This window comes from Teichococcus globiformis, from assembly GCF_042646265.1.
In the GTDB taxonomy this organism is placed as follows: domain Bacteria; phylum Pseudomonadota; class Alphaproteobacteria; order Acetobacterales; family Acetobacteraceae; genus Pseudoroseomonas; species Pseudoroseomonas globiformis.
Window position 1 is genome coordinate 110,990 of sequence record NZ_JBHRTN010000010.1, and the last position, 17,299, is coordinate 128,288.

General features: G+C 67.1%; 18 protein-coding genes. 3 read left to right on the top strand and 15 right to left on the bottom strand.

What is annotated here, in order from left to right; all coding sequences use genetic code 11:
- Positions 1–5 precede the first annotated feature (5 nt).
- Genes lpxB through ACFOD4_RS11365 form a run of 3 tightly spaced genes read right to left on the bottom strand, consistent with a single transcriptional unit; the run spans position 6 to position 2,775 of the window.
- On the bottom strand, positions 6–1,193 hold the full coding sequence (gene lpxB, locus ACFOD4_RS11355) for a lipid-A-disaccharide synthase (protein WP_379596515.1): 1,188 nt from the start codon (positions 1,191–1,193) through the stop codon (positions 6–8).
- Entirely contained in the window at positions 1,190–2,089 is a 900-nt protein-coding gene (locus ACFOD4_RS11360; protein ID WP_379596517.1) for a carbon-nitrogen hydrolase family protein, read from the bottom strand. The genes lpxB and ACFOD4_RS11360 overlap by 4 nt, the downstream gene beginning before the upstream one ends.
- Positions 2,086–2,775, bottom strand: a complete 690-nt coding sequence (locus ACFOD4_RS11365; protein WP_379596518.1) for a GNAT family N-acetyltransferase — start codon at positions 2,773–2,775, stop codon at positions 2,086–2,088. Before ACFOD4_RS11365 ends, ACFOD4_RS11360 begins: the two co-directional genes overlap by 4 nt.
- Positions 2,776–2,804: 29 nt before the next feature.
- On the opposite strand from ACFOD4_RS11365, the gene ACFOD4_RS11370 reads away from it, so the two are divergent.
- The gene (locus tag ACFOD4_RS11370; protein WP_379596520.1) at positions 2,805–3,248 is read left to right on the top strand and encodes an META domain-containing protein; all 444 of its coding nucleotides are present in this window, start codon (positions 2,805–2,807) and stop codon (positions 3,246–3,248) included.
- 31 nt (positions 3,249–3,279) lie between these two features.
- On the opposite strand, the gene ACFOD4_RS11375 is transcribed toward ACFOD4_RS11370, so the two are convergent.
- Genes ACFOD4_RS11375 through hisI form a run of 4 tightly spaced genes read right to left on the bottom strand, consistent with a single transcriptional unit; the run spans position 3,280 to position 6,195 of the window.
- A complete protein-coding gene (locus ACFOD4_RS11375) occupies positions 3,280–3,981 on the bottom strand; it encodes an SDR family oxidoreductase (protein ID WP_379596521.1) in 702 nt (233 codons plus the stop codon).
- A 40-nt stretch (positions 3,982–4,021) separates the two neighbouring features.
- The gene (locus ACFOD4_RS11380) at positions 4,022–4,672 is read right to left on the bottom strand and encodes a GOLPH3/VPS74 family protein (RefSeq protein ID WP_379596522.1); all 651 of its coding nucleotides are present in this window, start codon (positions 4,670–4,672) and stop codon (positions 4,022–4,024) included.
- A 52-nt stretch (positions 4,673–4,724) separates the two neighbouring features.
- Positions 4,725–5,798 (bottom strand): CobW family GTP-binding protein, encoded by a 1,074-nt coding sequence (locus tag ACFOD4_RS11385; protein WP_379596524.1) that lies wholly within the window; start codon positions 5,796–5,798, stop codon positions 4,725–4,727.
- A complete protein-coding gene (gene hisI / locus ACFOD4_RS11390) occupies positions 5,788–6,195 on the bottom strand; it encodes a phosphoribosyl-AMP cyclohydrolase (protein WP_379596525.1) in 408 nt (135 codons plus the stop codon). Before hisI ends, ACFOD4_RS11385 begins: the two co-directional genes overlap by 11 nt.
- A gap of 66 nt (positions 6,196–6,261) precedes the next feature.
- On the opposite strand from hisI, the gene ACFOD4_RS11395 reads away from it, so the two are divergent.
- Complete coding sequence (locus tag ACFOD4_RS11395) at positions 6,262–6,759, top strand: Fur family transcriptional regulator (protein WP_379596527.1); 498 nt, start codon at positions 6,262–6,264, stop codon at positions 6,757–6,759.
- Between the two features lie 34 nt (positions 6,760–6,793).
- Here ACFOD4_RS11395 and ACFOD4_RS11400 read toward each other — a convergent pair whose 3' ends face one another.
- From ACFOD4_RS11400 to ACFOD4_RS11425, 6 genes are all read right to left on the bottom strand, one after another.
- Positions 6,794–9,298 carry a PAS domain-containing protein gene (locus ACFOD4_RS11400; protein ID WP_379596528.1) on the bottom strand — a complete coding sequence of 835 codons (2,505 nt, stop codon included), beginning with the start codon at positions 9,296–9,298 and terminating at the stop codon, positions 6,794–6,796.
- Between the two features lie 96 nt (positions 9,299–9,394).
- Positions 9,395–11,548, bottom strand: a complete 2,154-nt coding sequence (glgX, locus tag ACFOD4_RS11405) for a glycogen debranching protein GlgX (protein WP_379596529.1) — start codon at positions 11,546–11,548, stop codon at positions 9,395–9,397.
- Between the two features lie 96 nt (positions 11,549–11,644).
- Entirely contained in the window at positions 11,645–12,871 is a 1,227-nt protein-coding gene (gene metC, locus ACFOD4_RS11410) for a cystathionine beta-lyase (protein WP_379596531.1), read from the bottom strand.
- A complete protein-coding gene (locus ACFOD4_RS11415) occupies positions 12,871–13,719 on the bottom strand; it encodes a rhodanese-like domain-containing protein (protein WP_379596532.1) in 849 nt (282 codons plus the stop codon). Before ACFOD4_RS11415 ends, metC begins: the two co-directional genes overlap by 1 nt.
- Before the next feature lie 5 nt (positions 13,720–13,724).
- Positions 13,725–14,441: an alanyl-tRNA editing protein gene (locus ACFOD4_RS11420; RefSeq protein WP_379596534.1), complete on the bottom strand. Its 717-nt coding sequence runs from the start codon at positions 14,439–14,441 to the stop codon at positions 13,725–13,727.
- Positions 14,438–15,082, bottom strand: coding sequence for an NUDIX domain-containing protein (locus tag ACFOD4_RS11425; protein ID WP_379596535.1), 645 nt, complete (start codon positions 15,080–15,082; stop codon positions 14,438–14,440). The genes ACFOD4_RS11420 and ACFOD4_RS11425 overlap by 4 nt, the downstream gene beginning before the upstream one ends.
- Positions 15,083–15,126: 44 nt before the next feature.
- On the opposite strand from ACFOD4_RS11425, the gene ACFOD4_RS11430 reads away from it, so the two are divergent.
- Positions 15,127–16,092: a DMT family transporter gene (locus ACFOD4_RS11430; protein ID WP_379596536.1), complete on the top strand. Its 966-nt coding sequence runs from the start codon at positions 15,127–15,129 to the stop codon at positions 16,090–16,092.
- Here ACFOD4_RS11430 and ACFOD4_RS11435 read toward each other — a convergent pair whose 3' ends face one another.
- The gene (locus tag ACFOD4_RS11435) at positions 16,093–16,521 is read right to left on the bottom strand and encodes a GNAT family N-acetyltransferase (RefSeq protein WP_379596537.1); all 429 of its coding nucleotides are present in this window, start codon (positions 16,519–16,521) and stop codon (positions 16,093–16,095) included. It lies immediately after the preceding gene.
- A gap of 61 nt (positions 16,522–16,582) precedes the next feature.
- Positions 16,583–17,218: an AAA family ATPase gene (locus ACFOD4_RS11440; protein ID WP_379596538.1), complete on the bottom strand. Its 636-nt coding sequence runs from the start codon at positions 17,216–17,218 to the stop codon at positions 16,583–16,585.
- Positions 17,219–17,299: the final 81 nt, after the last annotated feature.

Below are 17,299 nucleotides of genomic sequence, written 5' to 3' on the forward strand. Positions count from 1 at the left end.
GCCTGTCAAGCTGGCAAACGAAGCGGCTTTGGATCCGTTGCATGATCCAGCATGGCCAGAACGGCCTCTGCCGCGGCTTCGCTGGGCAGACCGACAGGCGGACGGAGGCGATGCATCACCTGGTCGAAGCCGCGCCTCTGCGCGTCGGCGGCGCGGGGATCGCGCAGCAGCTCCGCAAGAGCCGCAGCGAGCAAGGGTGGAGTGCAGCGCTCCTGCAAAAACTCCGGCACCACCTCTTGCTCGGCCAGCAGATTGACGATGCTGACAAAGGGAACCTTGATCAGGCGCCTGGCTATGGCGGCGGAAAGGGGATTTACCTTGTAGCCCACCGCCATGGGCACGCCTGCCAGCGCGACCTCCAGCGAGGAGGTCCCGGATTTGATCAGCCCCGCGCCGCCGCTCTCGCGCGCCGCGGCGAAGGCGTCGTACTTGCCTGCCACATCATGGATCAGGATCGGTGCAGGGCTCCAGCTGGCGGCCGCCTGGCGCACCGCGTCCTCCACGGGCCCTGCCAAGGGCACCACTGGCCGCAGGCGCGGAACCAATGCCTCAGCCCGGCTCAAGGCTTCTCCGAAGATGGGTAGAAGCCGGCCTACCTCGCTGCGCCGGCTGCCTGGCATCACCAGCACCACCCGCTCCTCCGGGGCGACGCCATGGGCTGCACGGAAGCGTGCCGCATCTCCGCCGTCAGCTCCGGATTCCAGAATGGAATGGCCGACGAAATCGACCGGAATGCCCGCCCGCTCGAAGAAGGGTGCCTCGAAGGGCAGGAGCGCGAGGATGCGGTCCACGTCCCGCGCGATGTGTTTCACCCGCCCTTGCCGCCAGGCCCAGACCTGTGGCGCCACATAATGCGCCACCTGGAAGCCCTGTGCTTTGGCCCGCCGCGCCACCCGCAGCGTGAAGCCCGGACTGTCGATGGTAACCACCAGGGTCGGACGGCGGGCAACAATGTCGGCCACGGTTTGGTCAAGGCGCCGCGCCAGGTGCCGCAGGTTGGGTAGCACTTCCAGCAGCCCCATCAGGGCCAGTTCGCGCATGGGAAACAGGCTGTGGAAGCCTTGCTCCGCCATCCGGTCGCCGCCGACTCCGGCAAAGCTGAGGTCAGGCCTGCGGCGTCGCAGCGCCGCCATGAGCCGGGCGCCGAGCATGTCGCCCGAGGCCTCGCCGGCAACGAGGTAGAGCAGCGTCACGAGAACGCGGCCGGACGAGCGGCGGGAAAGGCAGCGTCAGGCCAGTCCCGGTGGTTGAACACTGACGGGTTCTGCCGCAGCGTCACGACCCGCTCTGGATCGAGCTCGGCAAACACCCACTGCGCGGCATCCAGGGCGCCGCGCGCAATCAGCCCATCTTCCGGGAAGCCCCTGTCGACGGGACCGAAAATAGCCGCGTAGCCGCGGTTGCGATCCAGGGCCGCGGACCAGGGCGCCTCGCCCACTGTGGGCGTCATGGCAACGAAGCACTGGTTTTCCAGCGCCCGTGCGGCGCAGGACAGCCGCACACGGTTGAAGCCATGCAACGTATCGGTACAGGAAGGAGCAAGGATCAACCAGGCACCGGCTTCCACCTGGCTCCGAACATGGGTCGGGAACTCGCTGTCATAGCAGACGGAGACGCCGATCCGGCCCCAGGGCGTGTCGAATACGCCGGGCGCGCTGCCGCCGCTGACACCCCATCGCTCAGCCTCGAACCGGGTCATGAAATGCTTGTCCTGAAACGCCACCGCTCCTTCCGGCGTGATCAACGGGGCGCGGTTCAGGATGCGTCCGTCATCCATCCGGAATGGCAACGTGCCGGCGAGCAGCCACAATCCGCTGCGCTGCGCCGCGTGGCGCATCGCGTTCAGAATAGCCGGCGCGGCGTCCACCAAGGCCACCAGCTCGGCCGCCTCGTCGGCGGGCTGGCCGGCCAGCGCGGCGCCCAGTTCCGCACAGGCATACTCCGGCAGCACGGCCAGATGGCTCCCGTGCCGCACCGCTTCCGCCAGCCAACGATCCAGCTTGGCGGAAAACTCCGCAATCCCAGGCGGTCGCTCCACGGGATACTGCAGCAGGGCCACCTTCAGGGGGGTCAGGACGGGGGAATTCACGGCAGCGACGCTTCGGACAGCGGCTTGATCCAGAAACTGAGGTGGTGCGGGATCTCCGCCCTTCCGCCTGGTTCGCGCCAGTTCATGACGCAGCGCAGCGACGGGTAGGGCGTGTAGCCCCGCCGTTGCCAGAAGCCGTCGAGCGGCAAGTAGCCGGCAGGGCGCCGGGGATCATCCACTTCGCGCTCCACGGCACAGAAGGTGGCGTAATCCGCACCGAGGCTTCGCGCGTGAGCTTCCCTCAACTTGAAGAAGCGCAGCCCCGCACCGCGTCCGCGATAAGGCTGCAGCAGGACGCTTTCGCCAAAGTAACAGAAGCGCCCGGGATCCAGCCCTGCCTCAAGAAAACATGCACGAACGGCCTGATGCGTCGTGCCCATCGGTTCGCAGGTCGAGATGCCGACCGGCCGGTCGCCGTCGCGGCAGAGCATGACAGCCGCGCCTTCGCCCTCGGCATAGGCACGAAGGTATCGGGCCTCATAGGCCTCGTCGCCCTCGTAAAGATAAGGCCATTCGCGGAATACGGCGATGCGCAGCCCGGCAAGATCCGGCAGATGAGGCATCAGCGCGGCGCCACGCAAAGTTTCGAAGCGGAGCGGGAAAGGGGCCATGTGGTCGGGATAGAACAGATGATACGGGCTGGCGAGGGCCTGGAAGTGCTTGCACTCGGCGTGGAGAAGGGGCACGCCGCGGACCAGCGAAGAAGGAGACTGTCATGAACCGCGCCATTCCAGCCGTCGCTCTCGCGGCGCTGTTGGCCGCCTGCTCGGCGGCGCCGCAGAGCCCGCAGGGAGCAACCGGTTCCGACCGCACGGCTGGTGCGGCAACCCCGCCGGTCGAGGCGGTGGATTGGCGGCTGGCCGATGCGGGAGCCGTCGCGCGTCTGCCTTCCCTGCGGCTCGATCCTGTTTCCCGCCGGGCAAGCGGCTCGGGCGGCTGCAACCGCCTGGCAGGCCCGTACATGCTGGACGGTGCGCGGCTGCGCATCGGTCCCCTGGCCTCGACCCGGATGGCCTGCCTTGATCCTGCCGCCAGTGCCTTGGAAGCACGGTTCCTGGCCGCGCTCGACGCAACGGCCTCCTATCGCATCGGTGGCGGCTTCCTGACCTTGCTGGATGCCGCCGGCAGGCCTCTGCTGAAGCTGGAGCCGGCGGGCTGAGCCGCCGCTGAACCTTCTGGGCCGACGGCCACTATTCGGCGTAGATCATTTTCCGCGTCATGCCGCCATCCGCCATGAATTCCGCGCCGGTGACAAAGCCGCTTTCCGGCCCAAGCAGGAAGGCAGCCAGCGCGGCAATGTCTTCCACCCGGCCGACGCGGCCCGCCGGATGCTGTGCGTGGTCCTCCGGGCGCAGCGGCTCGCCGCCCACATCGATCCAGCCGGGACTGATGCAGTTGGCCCGCACCTCCGGCCCCAGGCTGATGGCCAGGGCGTGGGTCAGCGCCACGATGCCGCCCTTGCTGGCGGCATATGCCTCCGTATCAGGTTCAGACATGCGCGCGCGGCTGGACGCTATGGTCAGGATGGCACCTCGGTTCTGGCGTAACAGGGGCGCGGCCTTGCGGGACAGCAGAAAGGCGCTCGTCAGGTTGGTTGTCAGGACCCGCTGCCACTCCTCCAGCGAAAGCTCGGTGACTTTCTTGCGCACCATGATGCCGGCATTGCAGACCAGCGCGTCCAGACGGCCTTCCGCCGTGGCGATGCCCTCGACCAGCGTGTCGACGGCGGCCTCTTCCGACACATCGGCGATCACATGCCGGGTGCCGGCCATGCCGGGACGCAGATCAGCGGTGACCACGCGCCAGCCATCGCGGCACAAGCGTTCGGCAATGCCGGCGCCGATGCCGTGCGCGGCGCCGGAGATCAGTGCGACAGGGGATTGATCGATCATGCCCCGGGCAATGCGCGCCGCATTGCCCGGGTTGCGTGCGTCACATCACCGGACCGGAGCGGGCGATCTCGGTGAAGATGTCGCGCACCGCGTCGGTCAGCGCCCGGTTCAAGGGCTCACGGTCAGCGACGGCATCGATGCGCTGCTGGGCGCTCTCCAGCTCGGGCGTCGCCAGCAAAAGCGGCAGCAGTCCTGCCGCCCGGGCCAGCCCGATCAGCAGCGCGTCGCGCGGCGCGGGCGTATGATCCTCGAAGATCACCGACATCAGCCGCGCCTTGACCTCACGTTCCTCCTTGTCGGACAAGATCGGGTAGCGGCGTTCTGCGAAGAACCAGAGGAACCGGCCTTCCTCCAGCTTCAGCACGCCGCGCTCGACCAGCTTGTCGAAGTAATGGTCGCGCAGCCTGTCCGCCTCGCTGGCAAGCGCCTCGATCCACCAACGGCTGCCGCGCGGCTCTACCTCGGCACCGATCCGCGCCAGCACGTCGTCCAGCGCCGCGTCGCCGGTTGGCCGGGGATCAAGCAGAACGACCCGCTCTACCCCCGCGTCGATCCGGTTCTCCACCTCCAGCTCGGCCAGGATGGCCGCCACCAGGGCATAGTCGCCGGAAGGCGCTGCGCGGTCGATCAGCCGCCCGCTCTCATCATCGAGCATCAGGAGCAGCAGCTCCTCCGGCATGGTCAGCGACATGACGCGGTCCTTCTTCGTTTCGTGCTGAGGGAACGCGCCTTGATGCGGTGCGTCAATCGTCCGCTGCCTCTGCTCTCTTTGGCGTGATCGCAGCGGCGCAGAAGGCGGCGATACCCTTCTCGATAACGTCGCGGGGCATGTCGCGCAGGATGAACACCATCTGCGAGCAGGGCCTCATTGCATCTGGCCAGCTCGGCAGAAGAGCCGGCGCGTGCCACACGCCTTGCACACCGTGGATGGCCAATGGGCGATCCTGTCCCTTTACGTCCAGGATGCCCTTTATCCGCAGCACGGCATCGCCGCGTGTGGCGGTCAGCATCTGCAGCCAGGTGGCCAGACCATCCCAAGGCAGGGGGGAGTCGAAGCGCAGGCAGAAGGCATGGATCCGCGAGTCGTGCCGGTTCGCATCGTGGTGGTGGTGCCCGTGATGCCCGCCGCTGCCATGGTGATGCGCGGCCGGCGCCGTTTCCTTGAGCCAACGAAGCAACGCCTCGTCGCGCAGCGGCGCAGTCTCCGGACTCAGGCCGATGATGTCGGCGGCGTCGAGGCCCCCGGGCCCCAGAATGCGGGGCTCTGCCACCGGATTCAGCGCCGCCAGGCGCGCCAGCAGCGTGGACAGCTTATTCTGCGACGTCAAATCGGCCTTGGAAACCAGCAGCCGGTCCGCCACGGCGGCCTGGCGCTCCGCTTCGGGCTGGGAGTCCAGCGTTGCCGTACCGTTCACCGCATCCACCACGGTGACAACCCCATCCAGGGCGAAATGGCGCGCCGTCCCGGGATCCGCCATCAGCGTCTGCAGGATGGGCAGCGGATCGGCGAGGCCTGTGGTTTCGATGATCACGCGCCGCAGGTCCTGGCCATCCCTTACACGCTTGGCGATGCCTTCCAGCGCGCGCGCGAGGTCGCCACGGATGGTGCAGCAGAGGCAGCCCGCCTGCAGCAGCACCGCCTCGTCCTCCAGCGTTTCGACCAGCAGGTGATCCAGTCCCGTTTCCCCGAACTCATTGATCAGCACGGCGGTGCCGGCCATCGCCTCCTGCCGCAACAGGTTGTTCAGCAGGGTGGTTTTGCCGGCACCAAGGAAGCCGGTCAGCAAGGTAACGGGAAGCAGGCGATCAGCGGCCATAAAGCACCGCCGGATCGGCTTCGGGTGCGGTGATGGCGGTCAACTCGCCCTCGCGCAGCGCCTGAAAGAAGCAGGAGCGGCGTCCGGTATGGCAAGCCACGCCCTTCTGCTTGACCAGCGCCAGGATAGTGTCGCCGTCGCAGTCGAGGCGCAGATCGCTCCAGTGCTGCACCTGTCCTGATGTTTCACCCTTGCGCCACAGGGCATTGCGGCTGCGGCTGAAATAGACCACACGCCCGGTGGCGAGGGTTTCCTCCAGCGCCTCGGCGTTCATCCAGGCCATCATCAGGACCTCGCCATCGCCGGCGGCCTGGGCGATGACGGGGATCAGCCCCTGTTCGTTGAAGCGCACCGCCTCCATGAAGCGGGTGCGAGCGGCGGGATCGGTGACCGGCATGGTGCGGCTCCTCAACTCAGTTCTCGGTTACTATATAACGTCAGAAGCAGGATGGGAGCAGGGGGCATGACGGCGAGGGAGGCTACGACACGATCTGGCGGCGGCGAGACGGACCTGGCCGACAGGCTGCGTGCCGCGGAGGGACAGTGCGTACGTGCCGGCGTGCAACTGACGGAGCTGCGCCGCCAGGTGCTGGGCCTGGTGCTGGAGGCCGAGCAGCCGCTCGGGGCCTATGCCTTGCTCGACAAGCTGAAGGCATTGCGCCCCGGTGCGGCGCCGCCCACCGTGTACCGAGCGCTGGACTTCCTCCTGGAGCAGGGGCTGATCCACAAGGTGGAGCGGCTCAACGCCTTTGTCGGCTGTGTCGAGGCCGGGCATGACCATGCCGGCCATCACCATGCGCACCAGTTCCTGATCTGTCGCGATTGCGGTCTGACCATTGAGATCAGCGATCATGGGGTGGCGCATGCCCTGGCCGATGCAGCGGCGCGGGAGGGCTTCCAGCCCGGTCATGCTGTTGTGGAGGTGGAAGGACGCTGCGCCGCCTGTTCCATGAGCGCCTGACCAGGCGGGAGGTTCAGCGGGGACGCGGCGCGGCCTACCTGTCCTCCGCCTCCAAGAGCGCGCTGAGGCGCCGGTGCAGCGCCTCCACGTTGAAGGGCTTGGCCAGGATCTCCATGTCGCGCCCCAGGCTGCCTTCGCGCAACGCCGCCTCTTCGGCATAGCCGGTGATGAAAAGAATCTTCAGCTCCGGTTGAAGCACCCGCGCCGCATCGGCGAGTTGCCGTCCGTTCATGCCACCCGGCAAGCCGACATCGGTGACCAACAGGTCAAAAGCGCGTCCCGATTGCAGCATGGCGAAGGCGGCGCCGGCCTCGGAGGCCTCGTCCACGCTGCAGCCCATCTCCTGCAGCACTTCCCGCGCCAGCAGCCGCACCGTCGGCTCGTCATCCACCACCAGCACGCTGAATGGCCCAGGCGCCGGCTCCAGCACGGGCACCGGCGCAGGCACGGTCACGTCGGCCCGGTCAACGTCATGGCGCGGCAGGAACAGGCTGATGGCCGTACCCTGGCCGGGGCGGCTCTCGATCGACACCTCGCCACCACTCTGGCGTGCGAAGCCGTAAACCATGGAAAGGCCAAGGCCGGTGCCCTGGCCGATGGGCTTGGTGGTGAAGAATGGATCGAAGGCCCGCGCGAGGACCTCCGGCGGCATGCCGGTTCCCGTGTCGGCCACGCGCATGACCACGTAATCGCCGGGAGTCAGGCGAACCAGTTGAGCCCCGCGTCCTTCCAGCGAAAGATTGGCGGTGGAAATGCGCAACCGCCCGCCCTGGGGCATCGCGTCCCGTGCATTGATGCAGAGGTTCAGCAGAGCGTTCTCCAGCTGGTTGGGATCGCAGAGCGTGCCCCAGGGTGCGTCACCTCGCGCCACCTCCACCCGGATGCCGGGCCCCACCGTCCGTCGAACCAGCTCTTCCATGCCCAGCACCAGCTCGTCGGCCCGCACCGGACGGGGATCCAGTGTTTGGCGGCGTGAAAAGGCCATTAGCCTGTGGGTCAGCGAAGCTGCGCGCTCTGCCGCACCGCGGGCCGCCAGGATGAAGCGGTCCAGATCTTCCAGCCTGCCGCGCTGCAGCCGGGCCTCCAGCAGGTCCAGGCTGCCGATGACGCCGGTGAGCAGGTTGTTGAAGTCGTGCGCCAAGCCGCCGGTAAGCTGGCCCACGGCTTCCATTTTCTGGCTTTGCCGCAGCTGATCCTCCAACTGTTGAAGGAGCTCCTCGTGGTCCTTTTCGGCGGTGATGTCGCGGGCCGTGGCGAAGATCCTCTCCTCCACAGGGTTGGCATTCCATGACAGCCAGCGCCAACTGCCATCCTGATGCCGGTAACGGTTCACGAAGTGAAACTGCGCTTGGCCGCGGCGCAGGCCCTCCATGGCCTGCGAGGTTCTTTCATGATCCTCGGAATGCACATAATCCATGAAGGGCTGGTCGATCAGGCTTTCGACCGGCCAGCCCAGCGTTCGGGTCCAGGCCGGGTTGAGCGCCAACATCTGTCCCTGCACGGACGCGACGCAGAGCAGATCAGTGGAACTCATCCAGATCTGGTCCCGCTCCAGTGTCCGCTCCGCGACGACTCGCTCCAGCTCGGCATTGAGCCGGCGCACTTGCTCACGGCCTTGCATCTCGTCATGCACGTCGACCGTGCTGCCGAACCAGCGGGTGATCCGGCCTGTGCCAGGCTCCCGGTAAGGCAGTCCGATGTTCACCATCCAGCGGAAGCACCCTTTGGCATCGCGTTGGCGATAGGTGACACGGAACTCGCAGCCTTTGCGCGACGCCGCCATCCAGGCATCGGCCACCGCCTGTCGATCCTCGGGATGCAGAAGCTCCAGCCAAGGCTGAGCCTGTAGGGCGTGGTCGGCGGGAATACCGGTGACCTCCGCCCAGCGGCGGTTGAGGAAATCCACCCGCCCTTCGGCATCGGCCTGCCAAAGGATGTGAGGCACGGCATCCGCCATCAACTGCTGCTTGGCATCGCTTTCGCGTGCCGCCATCAGGGCGCGTTGCTCGCCAAGCGAGCTGAGGCCGGTGCCGATGATGCCGGCCAGGATCTGGGCCAGGGCACTGTCGCGTTCGGTGAAGGCGTCGGCCTTGGGCGAGATCAGCCGCAGCACACCGACGAAGCGACCGCGCAGCGGAAATGGCACGGCGATCGCGGAGCGGATGCCCTTGGCGCGGTTGATGGCGGTGTTGGCCCGGGGGTCATTGAAGCCGTCGGCCATGAGGAGGGGCCGGCCTTCCTCAAGGCATCGACCGGACAGGCTGGGATTGCGGCGGAAGCGGGTTCCTGCCTCGATGCTGCCAGCGGCCCCGTGGCAAACCAGATCATCACCCTCCGGGAGGGCGACGCTGGCGCCGTGCGCCGCGCGGACCACATCCAGGGCAGCCTCGGCCACTGCCTGCCAGACCTCGTCCTCGCTGCGCATCGGTCGAGTAAAGCGCCGATGCGCAGCGAGCAACGCCTCCTGCTCCGCCAGCGCTGCGCGCGAGGGCAGGGCTGAGGGAGACGTAGCGCATCTCGGATGCCGCGTTGCGCCCATGCCGACGCTCCGTCTCGGGCCAGGCGCCAGGGGGGCACCGGATGCCGCACCCCCTCAGGCTAGCACAAGCCGCAACGTGGCGGAACGCTAAGCGGATCAGGCCCGACGGCGACGCTGCCGCTTCAGGTAGAACAGCAGCAGGGAACGGCCTGTCACGGTGTAACTGTGACCGATCGGAAAGGCGGGTTCGTCCTCATCTTCCTCGTCGGCGATGTTGGTATCCATCAACCGCACCCAGGCTTCGCCTTCCACAGAGGAGGGGAGGGTAAACTCCACAGCCTCGTGGTAAGCATTGGCGATCAGCAGCAGTGTCTGATCATGCGCCGCAACCCTTATACCACTGGTCTGAGCCCGGCCATCCAGCATCTTGGCCAGGCAGCGCGTGTTGGGGTCTTCCCAATCCGCTTGCTCCATGGGCTCGCCGGAGGGCTTGTACCAGGAGATGCCCTGCACCTCGCTTGCCTCGTGGACCTCGCCGGACAGGAAACGGCCGCGGCGCAGCACAGGGAAGCGGTCGCGCAAGCCCGCCAGCTTCTGAGTGAAGGCGGTAAGCCGATCGCCCTTCTCGCCCCAGTTCCAGTCAAGCCAGGAAATCTCGTTGTCCTGGCAGTAGGCGTTGTTGTTACCTCCCTGCGTGCGACCGAATTCGTCGCCCGCCAGCAGCATGGGCGTACCCTGGCTCAGATACAGCGTGCCCAGCATGTTGCGGATCTGACGCTCGCGCACCGCGTTGATCTCGGGGTCGTCGGTCGGGCCCTCCACACCGTAATTGTACGAAAGGTTGTGCGAGTGGCCATCGCGGTTCTCCTCGCCATTCGCCTCGTTGTGCTTGTCGTTGTAGGTGACGAGGTCGTTGAGCGTGAAACCGTCATGCGCGGCCAGGAAGTTGACGCTGGCCCAGGGCTTGCGGCCATTGTGGTTGAACAGGTCGGCCGAGCCGGAGAGCCGGTTGCCAAGGTCCGCCGCCTTGCCTTCCTCGCCGACCCAGAACGCGCGAACCGTGTCGCGGTACTTGTCGTTCCACTCGGCCCAACCTGGCATGAAGTTGCCGACTTGGTAGCCGCCAGGCCCGATATCCCAGGGTTCGGCGATCAGCTTCACATCCGCCAGAACGGGGTCCTGCATGCAGGCCTTGAGGAAGGCGGACTGCGTGTCGAAACCGCCAGGCTCCCGCGCCAGAATGGTGCCGAGGTCGAAGCGGAAGCCGTCGACATGCATCTCGTTGACCCAGTAGCGCAGGCTGTCGGTAACCATTTGCAGCACCCGCGGGTGCGACAGGTTCACCGTGTTCCCGGTACCGGTGTCGTTGATGTAGTACCGCTTCTGGTCCGGCAGCAGCCGGTAGTAGCTGGCATTGTCGATGCCCTTGAAGGACAGCGTCGCCCCGCGCTCGTTGCCTTCGGCGGTGTGGTTATAAACCACGTCCATGATGACCTCGAGCCCGGCATCGTGCAGCCGGGCTACCATCTCCTTGAACTCCGCAAAGGCGAAATCCTGGTTCCGTGCGTAGCGACGAGCCGGCGCAAAGAAGCCGATGGAGTTGTAGCCCCAATAATTCACCAACCCCTTTTCGAGCAGGTAGTCGTCGTTGACGAAGAAGTGGATCGGCAGCAGCTCCACCGCCGTCACGCCGAGCGACTTGATGTGCTTGATGACATCCCGGTTGGCCAGGCCGGCGTAGGTGCCTTGTGCGTCCGGCGCGACCAGCGGGTGCCGCTTGGTCACGCCCTTCACATGGGTCTCGTAGATGATGGTGCGTTCCCAGGGGATGCGCGGGCGCCGGTCGTCACCCCACGTAAAGGCGGGATCGACCACGCGGCATTTCGGCATGAACGGAGCGCTGTCACGCTCGTCAAAGGACAGATCCTCGTCCTCATGCCCGATGGTGTAGCCGAACATGGAATGGTCCCACCGGAACTCGCCAACATGGCTCAGCGCATAAGGGTCGAGCACCAGCTTGTTCGGGTTGAAGCGGTGCCCTTCCTCGGGCGCATAGGGCCCATGCACGCGATATGCATAGACGGTACCGGGGCGGGCATCGGGCAGGAAGCCGTGGAACACTTCGTTGGTGTATTCCGGCAGCTCGATCCGCTCCAGCTCGGTCTCGCCGGCATCGTCGAACAGGCAGAGCTCGACCTTGGTGGCATGAGCCGAGAATAGGGCGAAGTTGACGCCCAGGCCGGTCCAGGAGGCGCCCAACGGATTGGCGCGGCCTTCGGTGATGCGGGATTTGTTGATGGCGGGCGGCACGGAGTTCCCCTCGGGTCTGAGCGCAAGGCCATAGACGCCGGAAGGGGGGGCAGGGTTGCCGCCCGCCCGCGATGTTGTTGCTGCGGCGCAGCGATCCTACCGTGGCAGCGCGTCCAGCCCTGCCTCCAGATCGGCAACGAGGTCCGCCGTGTCCTCCAGTCCGATATGGAAGCGGACGGTGGGCCCTTCCAGCACATCGAGCCGCGTGGCCGTTCGGGTGATGTAGTTCGTGGTGGGCAAGGCCAGGCTTTCGTAGCCGCCCCATGAAGCGCCGATGCCGAACAGGGACAGGCCATCCACGAAGGCATCGATCTGCCGCACCGTGTAGCGGGGATCGAACACCACCCCGAACAGCGAGCAGGCGCCGGTGAAATCGCGCTTCCACAGCGCGTGCTGCGGGTGGCTGCCCATGGCGGGATGCATTACGCGCAGCACCTCGGGCCGGCCATCGAGCCAGCGCGCCACCGCCAGCCCTGCCGCTTCCTGCGCCTTCAGTCGCACCGCCAGGGTGCGCAGGCCCCGCAGCGCCAGCCAGCAGTCATCCGGGCTGGCATAGTGCCCGACCTCGCGCGCCGCGCCGGCGATGATGGCCCAGTCCTCCGGCGTGTTCACGGTGATGCTGCCCAACAGCACGTCGGAATGGCCGCCCACATACTTGGTCAGCGCCTGGACCGACACATCCACGCCCTTGGTGAAGGGTTGGAAGTGGTGGATGCCCCAGGTGTTGTCCATGATCAGCTTGGCGCCCTGGGCATGCGCCACATCGGCCAGGGCCGGGATGTCCTGCATCTCGAAGGTATGGCTGCCAGGGCTCTCGGCATACACCACCTTGGTGTTGGGGCGCATCAGCGCCTGCAATCCCGCGGCGTCGATCTGCGGGTCGTAGTAGGTCGTCTCCACGCCCATCCGCTTCAGCATCCCGTCCGAGATGCGGCGGGTCGGGCCGTACACGCTGTCCGGCACCAAGGAATGGTCGCCGGCATTCAGGTAGGCCATCAGCGGCAAAGTGCAGGCGGCGAGGCCAGTGCCGACGATCAGCGCCCGGCTGCCGCCCTCGATCTCGGCGATCATGTTCTCCAGCGCGAAATGAGTCGGGCCCCCGGCGGTGCCGTAGGTCATGACCTGCTCGAGCGAGCGGGCATTGATGCTGCCGCGCTCGGCGCAGGAAGGGTAGAGCACGGTGGAGCCGCGATGCACCGGCGGGTTGACGAAGCCATGCACACGGGTCCCGGCGCGGCCGCCATGCGACATGCGGGTCGCGAAATGCGCGCCGGTGTTCGGGTGCTGGCCCTTCGGGCTGTTGGGGGGCAGATCGTCGGGCATCAGGCGTTGCTCTGCTTGGCAGTTTCGGGACGCGAGGCCCACTCCGTCCAGGAGCCGTCATACACGGCGGGCTCCGGCAGCCCAGCCTGCACGAGGCCGAGCGCGACGATGCAAGCGGTGACGCCTGTGCCGCAGGACGCGATCAGCGGCCGCGCCTCGTTCTCCGTCACGCCGGCTGCGGCGAAGCGGGTTCGTAGCTCATCAGGTGGGAGCATGGTGCCATCGGCATGCAGCAGATCGGAGGCCGGCACACTGGCGGCGCCCGGCATGTGGCCGGAGGGCAGCCCAGGGCGGGGTTCGGGAGCGGTGCCGTCGAAGCGGCCCTTCGGTCGCGCGTCCAGGATCAGGGCCGAGCGATCTTCCACCACGCGCTTCACATCGCCGATCCCCGCGAGGCGCCGGGCGATGAAGTCGGTCCAGAAGGCCTGCGGCTGCACGTCCGCGACGCTGCCAGCCTGAGTCGCACGATTCTCCGCGCGCCATTTTGGCAGCCCGCCATCCAGCACCGCCGCCTTCTCATGACCGAACAAGCGCATCAGCCACCAGCCGCGCGCGGCCGAGAACAGCCCCTTCTGGTCGTAGAACACGACGCGGTGGTGGTTGCCGATACCGAGTGCGCCTAGCATTCGCGCCGCGCGGCCCGGAGTCGGCGCCATGTGCGGCAGGTCGGTTTCCGGGTCTGCGACCGCGTCGATGTCGAAGAAGCCGGCACCGGGAATATGCGCCGCGGCGAACTCGGCCTGCGCGTCGCGCGGCTCGTTGGGCAGGTATTTGGTGGTGTCGAAGACCAGCAGATCCGGCGCGCCGAGCTCGGACGCCAACCAATCGGTGGAAACGAGATTCCGCATGGTCATCAATCCTCCAGTACCAGATAAACGCGGCGGTTCTGCCGCCCCTTGTTCTCAAGCTTGCTCACCGTGATCCGGCCGATCTCGCCGGTGCGGGCCACATGGGTTCCCCCGCAGGGCTGCATGTCCACAGGGGAGGCGTCGCCGCCGATCCGCACCAATCGCACCTGCCCCGATCCGCGTGGTGGCTGCACCGACAGGGTACGGACCAGCCCGGGATTAGCGTCCAGTTCCGCTTCGGTAATCCAGCGCGTAGTCACCGGATGATCCTCGGCGGCCAGTGCGATGAGGCGGTCGCTCAGCCATTCCTTCGGCGGCGGCTCCGCCAGGTCGAAATCAAGCCGGGAACGGTCGGTGCCGATCTGGCCTCCCGTGACGCCAGCGCCGGGAATGAGGGAACAGAGAAGATGGAGGCTGGTGTGCATCCGCATCAGCCTGTGCCGGCGCTGCCAGTCCAGCGCAGCGGTCACCTCCGTCCCCGCCGGAGGCAGGTCCGAGCCTTCCGCCGGCATGTGCAGCACGCCGCCCTCGCCGCCCTTCACGACGTTGGCCACCGGCATCTCGCCGCCCGGCCAGCGCAGCGTTCCCGTATCGCCCGGCTGCCCGCCACCCTGTGCGTAGAACACCGTGCGGTCCAGCACCACGCCATCGGGGCCTGAGGCGATCACGGTTGCGGTGCAGTCCTTCGCATAGGCATCGTCACGGAACAGCAGTTCGGTCATGCATCCATCCATTCGCGGTCAAGTCGGGTCAGGTTGAGTTGCAGCCACATCAGCAGCATGGCGGTGGTGACGTTGCGGATCTCATTGCGGGCCAGCATCCCGGCGACCTCCGCCAGCGGCAGCACCAGGATGCGGGTTTCCTCGCCCTCCTCCTCGAGCCCGCGCACGCCGATCAGGCCAGGCTCCGGAAGGCGAACCCTGCCGCAGAAGTAGTGCATCTTCTCGTCGCAGCCGCCCTGCATCAGCAGATATTCGCCGATCGGCGCCAGGCGGTCGGGAACAAAGCCCGTTTCTTCCTCCGTTTCGCGCAGCGCGGCCTCCGCAGGGTCTTCGCCGACGTTGAGCAGCCCGGCAGGGCACTCACGCATCACCGGCTCTTCGCCGGCGGCCAGGGCCGGCAGGCGGAATTGCTCGATCAACGCCACGCGCTTCGTCCAGGGATCATAGGGCAGCAGCGCCACGCCCTGACCGCGCCGCCACAATTCCCAGGTCAGGCTGCGCGAGGGCGTGCCATCGCTTCGCAGGTAGCGGAAGCGCACGATCTGCAGGGCGAACCGGCCAGACCAGACGACCTCGTCGCTTTCTGGGCGGTAGAGCGGATGCGGCGGAACGGGAGGGGCCTTGAGCGGTCTGGCCTTCATACGGCGGGCAGCCTAACCTCGCTTGGGGAAACGTTTCACGCATCATGAGCCGCCCAAACACCATCGTCCATGCCCCGGCGGCGCAAGATGCCGCGGAACTCCCCGGCTCTGCTGCCTCCAACCCGGCTGCGCGGAGCCGGGCCATTCTCTGTGTTATCGGCGCCGCGGCCACCTTTGCCACGGCGGCGGTGGCGGTGAAGGCGCTGGGTGGCGCGATTCCCGTGATGCAGGTGGTGCTGTTCCGCAACCTTTTCGCTGTGCCGGTGCTGCTGGCGCTGGCGATTGCGATGGCGGGGCCTGGCCGCCGTCGTACCATACTGGCGACGCGGCAACCCTGGGCCCATGCGCAGCGCACGGTCTATGGCGTTATCGGCATGCTGGGGACCTTCTATGGCTATACCCAGCTGCCCTTGGCCACGGTGACGGCGCTCGGCTTCACCATGCCGCTGTTTCTCACCGCCTTGTCGATCCCGCTGCTGGGGGAGAAGGTCGGGCCGCGGCGTCTGGCAGCCGTGGTGGCCGGATTCTGCGGGGTGCTGGTGCTGCTGCGTCCGGGATTCGGGGATGGCGACGCGCCTCCGGCCATGGCCATGCTGGCGGTGCTCGCCAGTGCCCTGGCTTGGGCCCTGGCCATGATCACCATCCGCCGCATGGGCGAGGCGGGTGAGTCCGGCGCCACCATCACGCTCTGGTTCGCCATTGGCGGGATGTTGGTGGGCGCGGCCGGAGCGTTGCCCGTGTGGGTCTGGCCATCGCCGGGACAATGGGCCTTGCTGGGGGCCGTTGGACTGGTTTCCGCATTGGCGCAGCTGCTGATGACGGCCGCTTACCGCAGCGGAGAGGCGACGCTGATCGCACCCTTCGAGTATTCCGGCATCCTCTGGACCATGAGCTTCGGGCTGCTGGTGTGGGGCGAGTGGCCGGTCACGCTGGATCTGCTCGGCGTTGCAATCCTGGTGGCGTCCGGACTTTATATTTGGCACCGCGAGGTCCGGCTTCGCGCCAGGTGATCAGAAGCGCTTGGCGAACCAGTGCCGGTCGTGACCTGCGGGACGTCCTTCAAGCCGGCCCATCTCCCGATAGCCGTGCTTGCGGTAGAAGGCGGGCGCCTGGAACGAGCTGGTGTAGAGATGCGCGCCCACAGCGCCGAGGCGCACCGCTTCGGCCTCGGCTGCAGTCAGCAGGGCAGAGCCGGCGCCCTGCCCGCGGAGAGTCTCGTCCACCCAGAACTTCTCGATGAACAGCCAGTCCAGAGCCACCTCGGCCAGCAGCCCGGCCTGGACAATGCCGGCCTCGTCGCGCCGGAACAGGCACAGCGGGTGCGTGAGCATGATGTCTGCCCGCAATCCGCGGAGGGCGGCGGCACGATGGCGGGACAGGCCATCGCGGATGGCCTGTGCCTCTGGTCCGGCCATGTCGCGGATCAGTTCGATATCCATGGCGCGAGCTTATCCTTTCGTAACGCGTTGGCCGCAGCGCCGCTGCGACTGGAAGGGCCGTTCATCCGGCCTTGCCCTGCCGCATGACGGCCTCTGCCACAGCACGCGCCTCGGCCGCCGCCAGACCGCGGGGAGCAGCCTCGGTCACCCCCAGGCCAACCGCAAAGGCATTGACGAAATCGGCGCGACTGCCGAAGGCCGGCTCCAACAGGGGCAATCCACGTTGCCCTATGGTGCTCAGTGTCTGGTCCCGCAACCGACCGGTCGCCGACAGCCGGTTCATCACCAGGAGAACGGTACGACGCTCCGCCCTGGCCTGATCCAGGGTCGCGTCCATGGCCCAGAGATCGGGCGGCGAGGCCTGCAAAGGTACCAGCACAAGATCGGCCGCGCGGATCGCCGTCCGCGAATCCAGGTCGTCATGTGGAGGTGTATCGATCACCACCAGCTCATGCGACGTGCGCATGCGGTCCACCGTGCCGGGAAGACGCCAGCCGGCAGAGGTTTCAAAGGTGAGGGGCGAGGCCTTGCGGTGGCCTGTCCGCAAGGTATGCCACCGGCCGAGCGTTTGTTGCGGATCGGTGTCCAGCAGCGCGACCTTGCATCCTGCCACGGCCATCGCCGTTGCCAGATTGGCCGCCACGGTCGATTTTCCGGCGCCGCCCTTGCGCTGCGCAACCGCCACCACGAAGGCCATGCCCTATCCTCTCGAGAACTTCCGCGCATCCTGCCGAAGGCGCGGCGGCAAGGCCAGCACCCCTCGGCCAGCCACCCATGG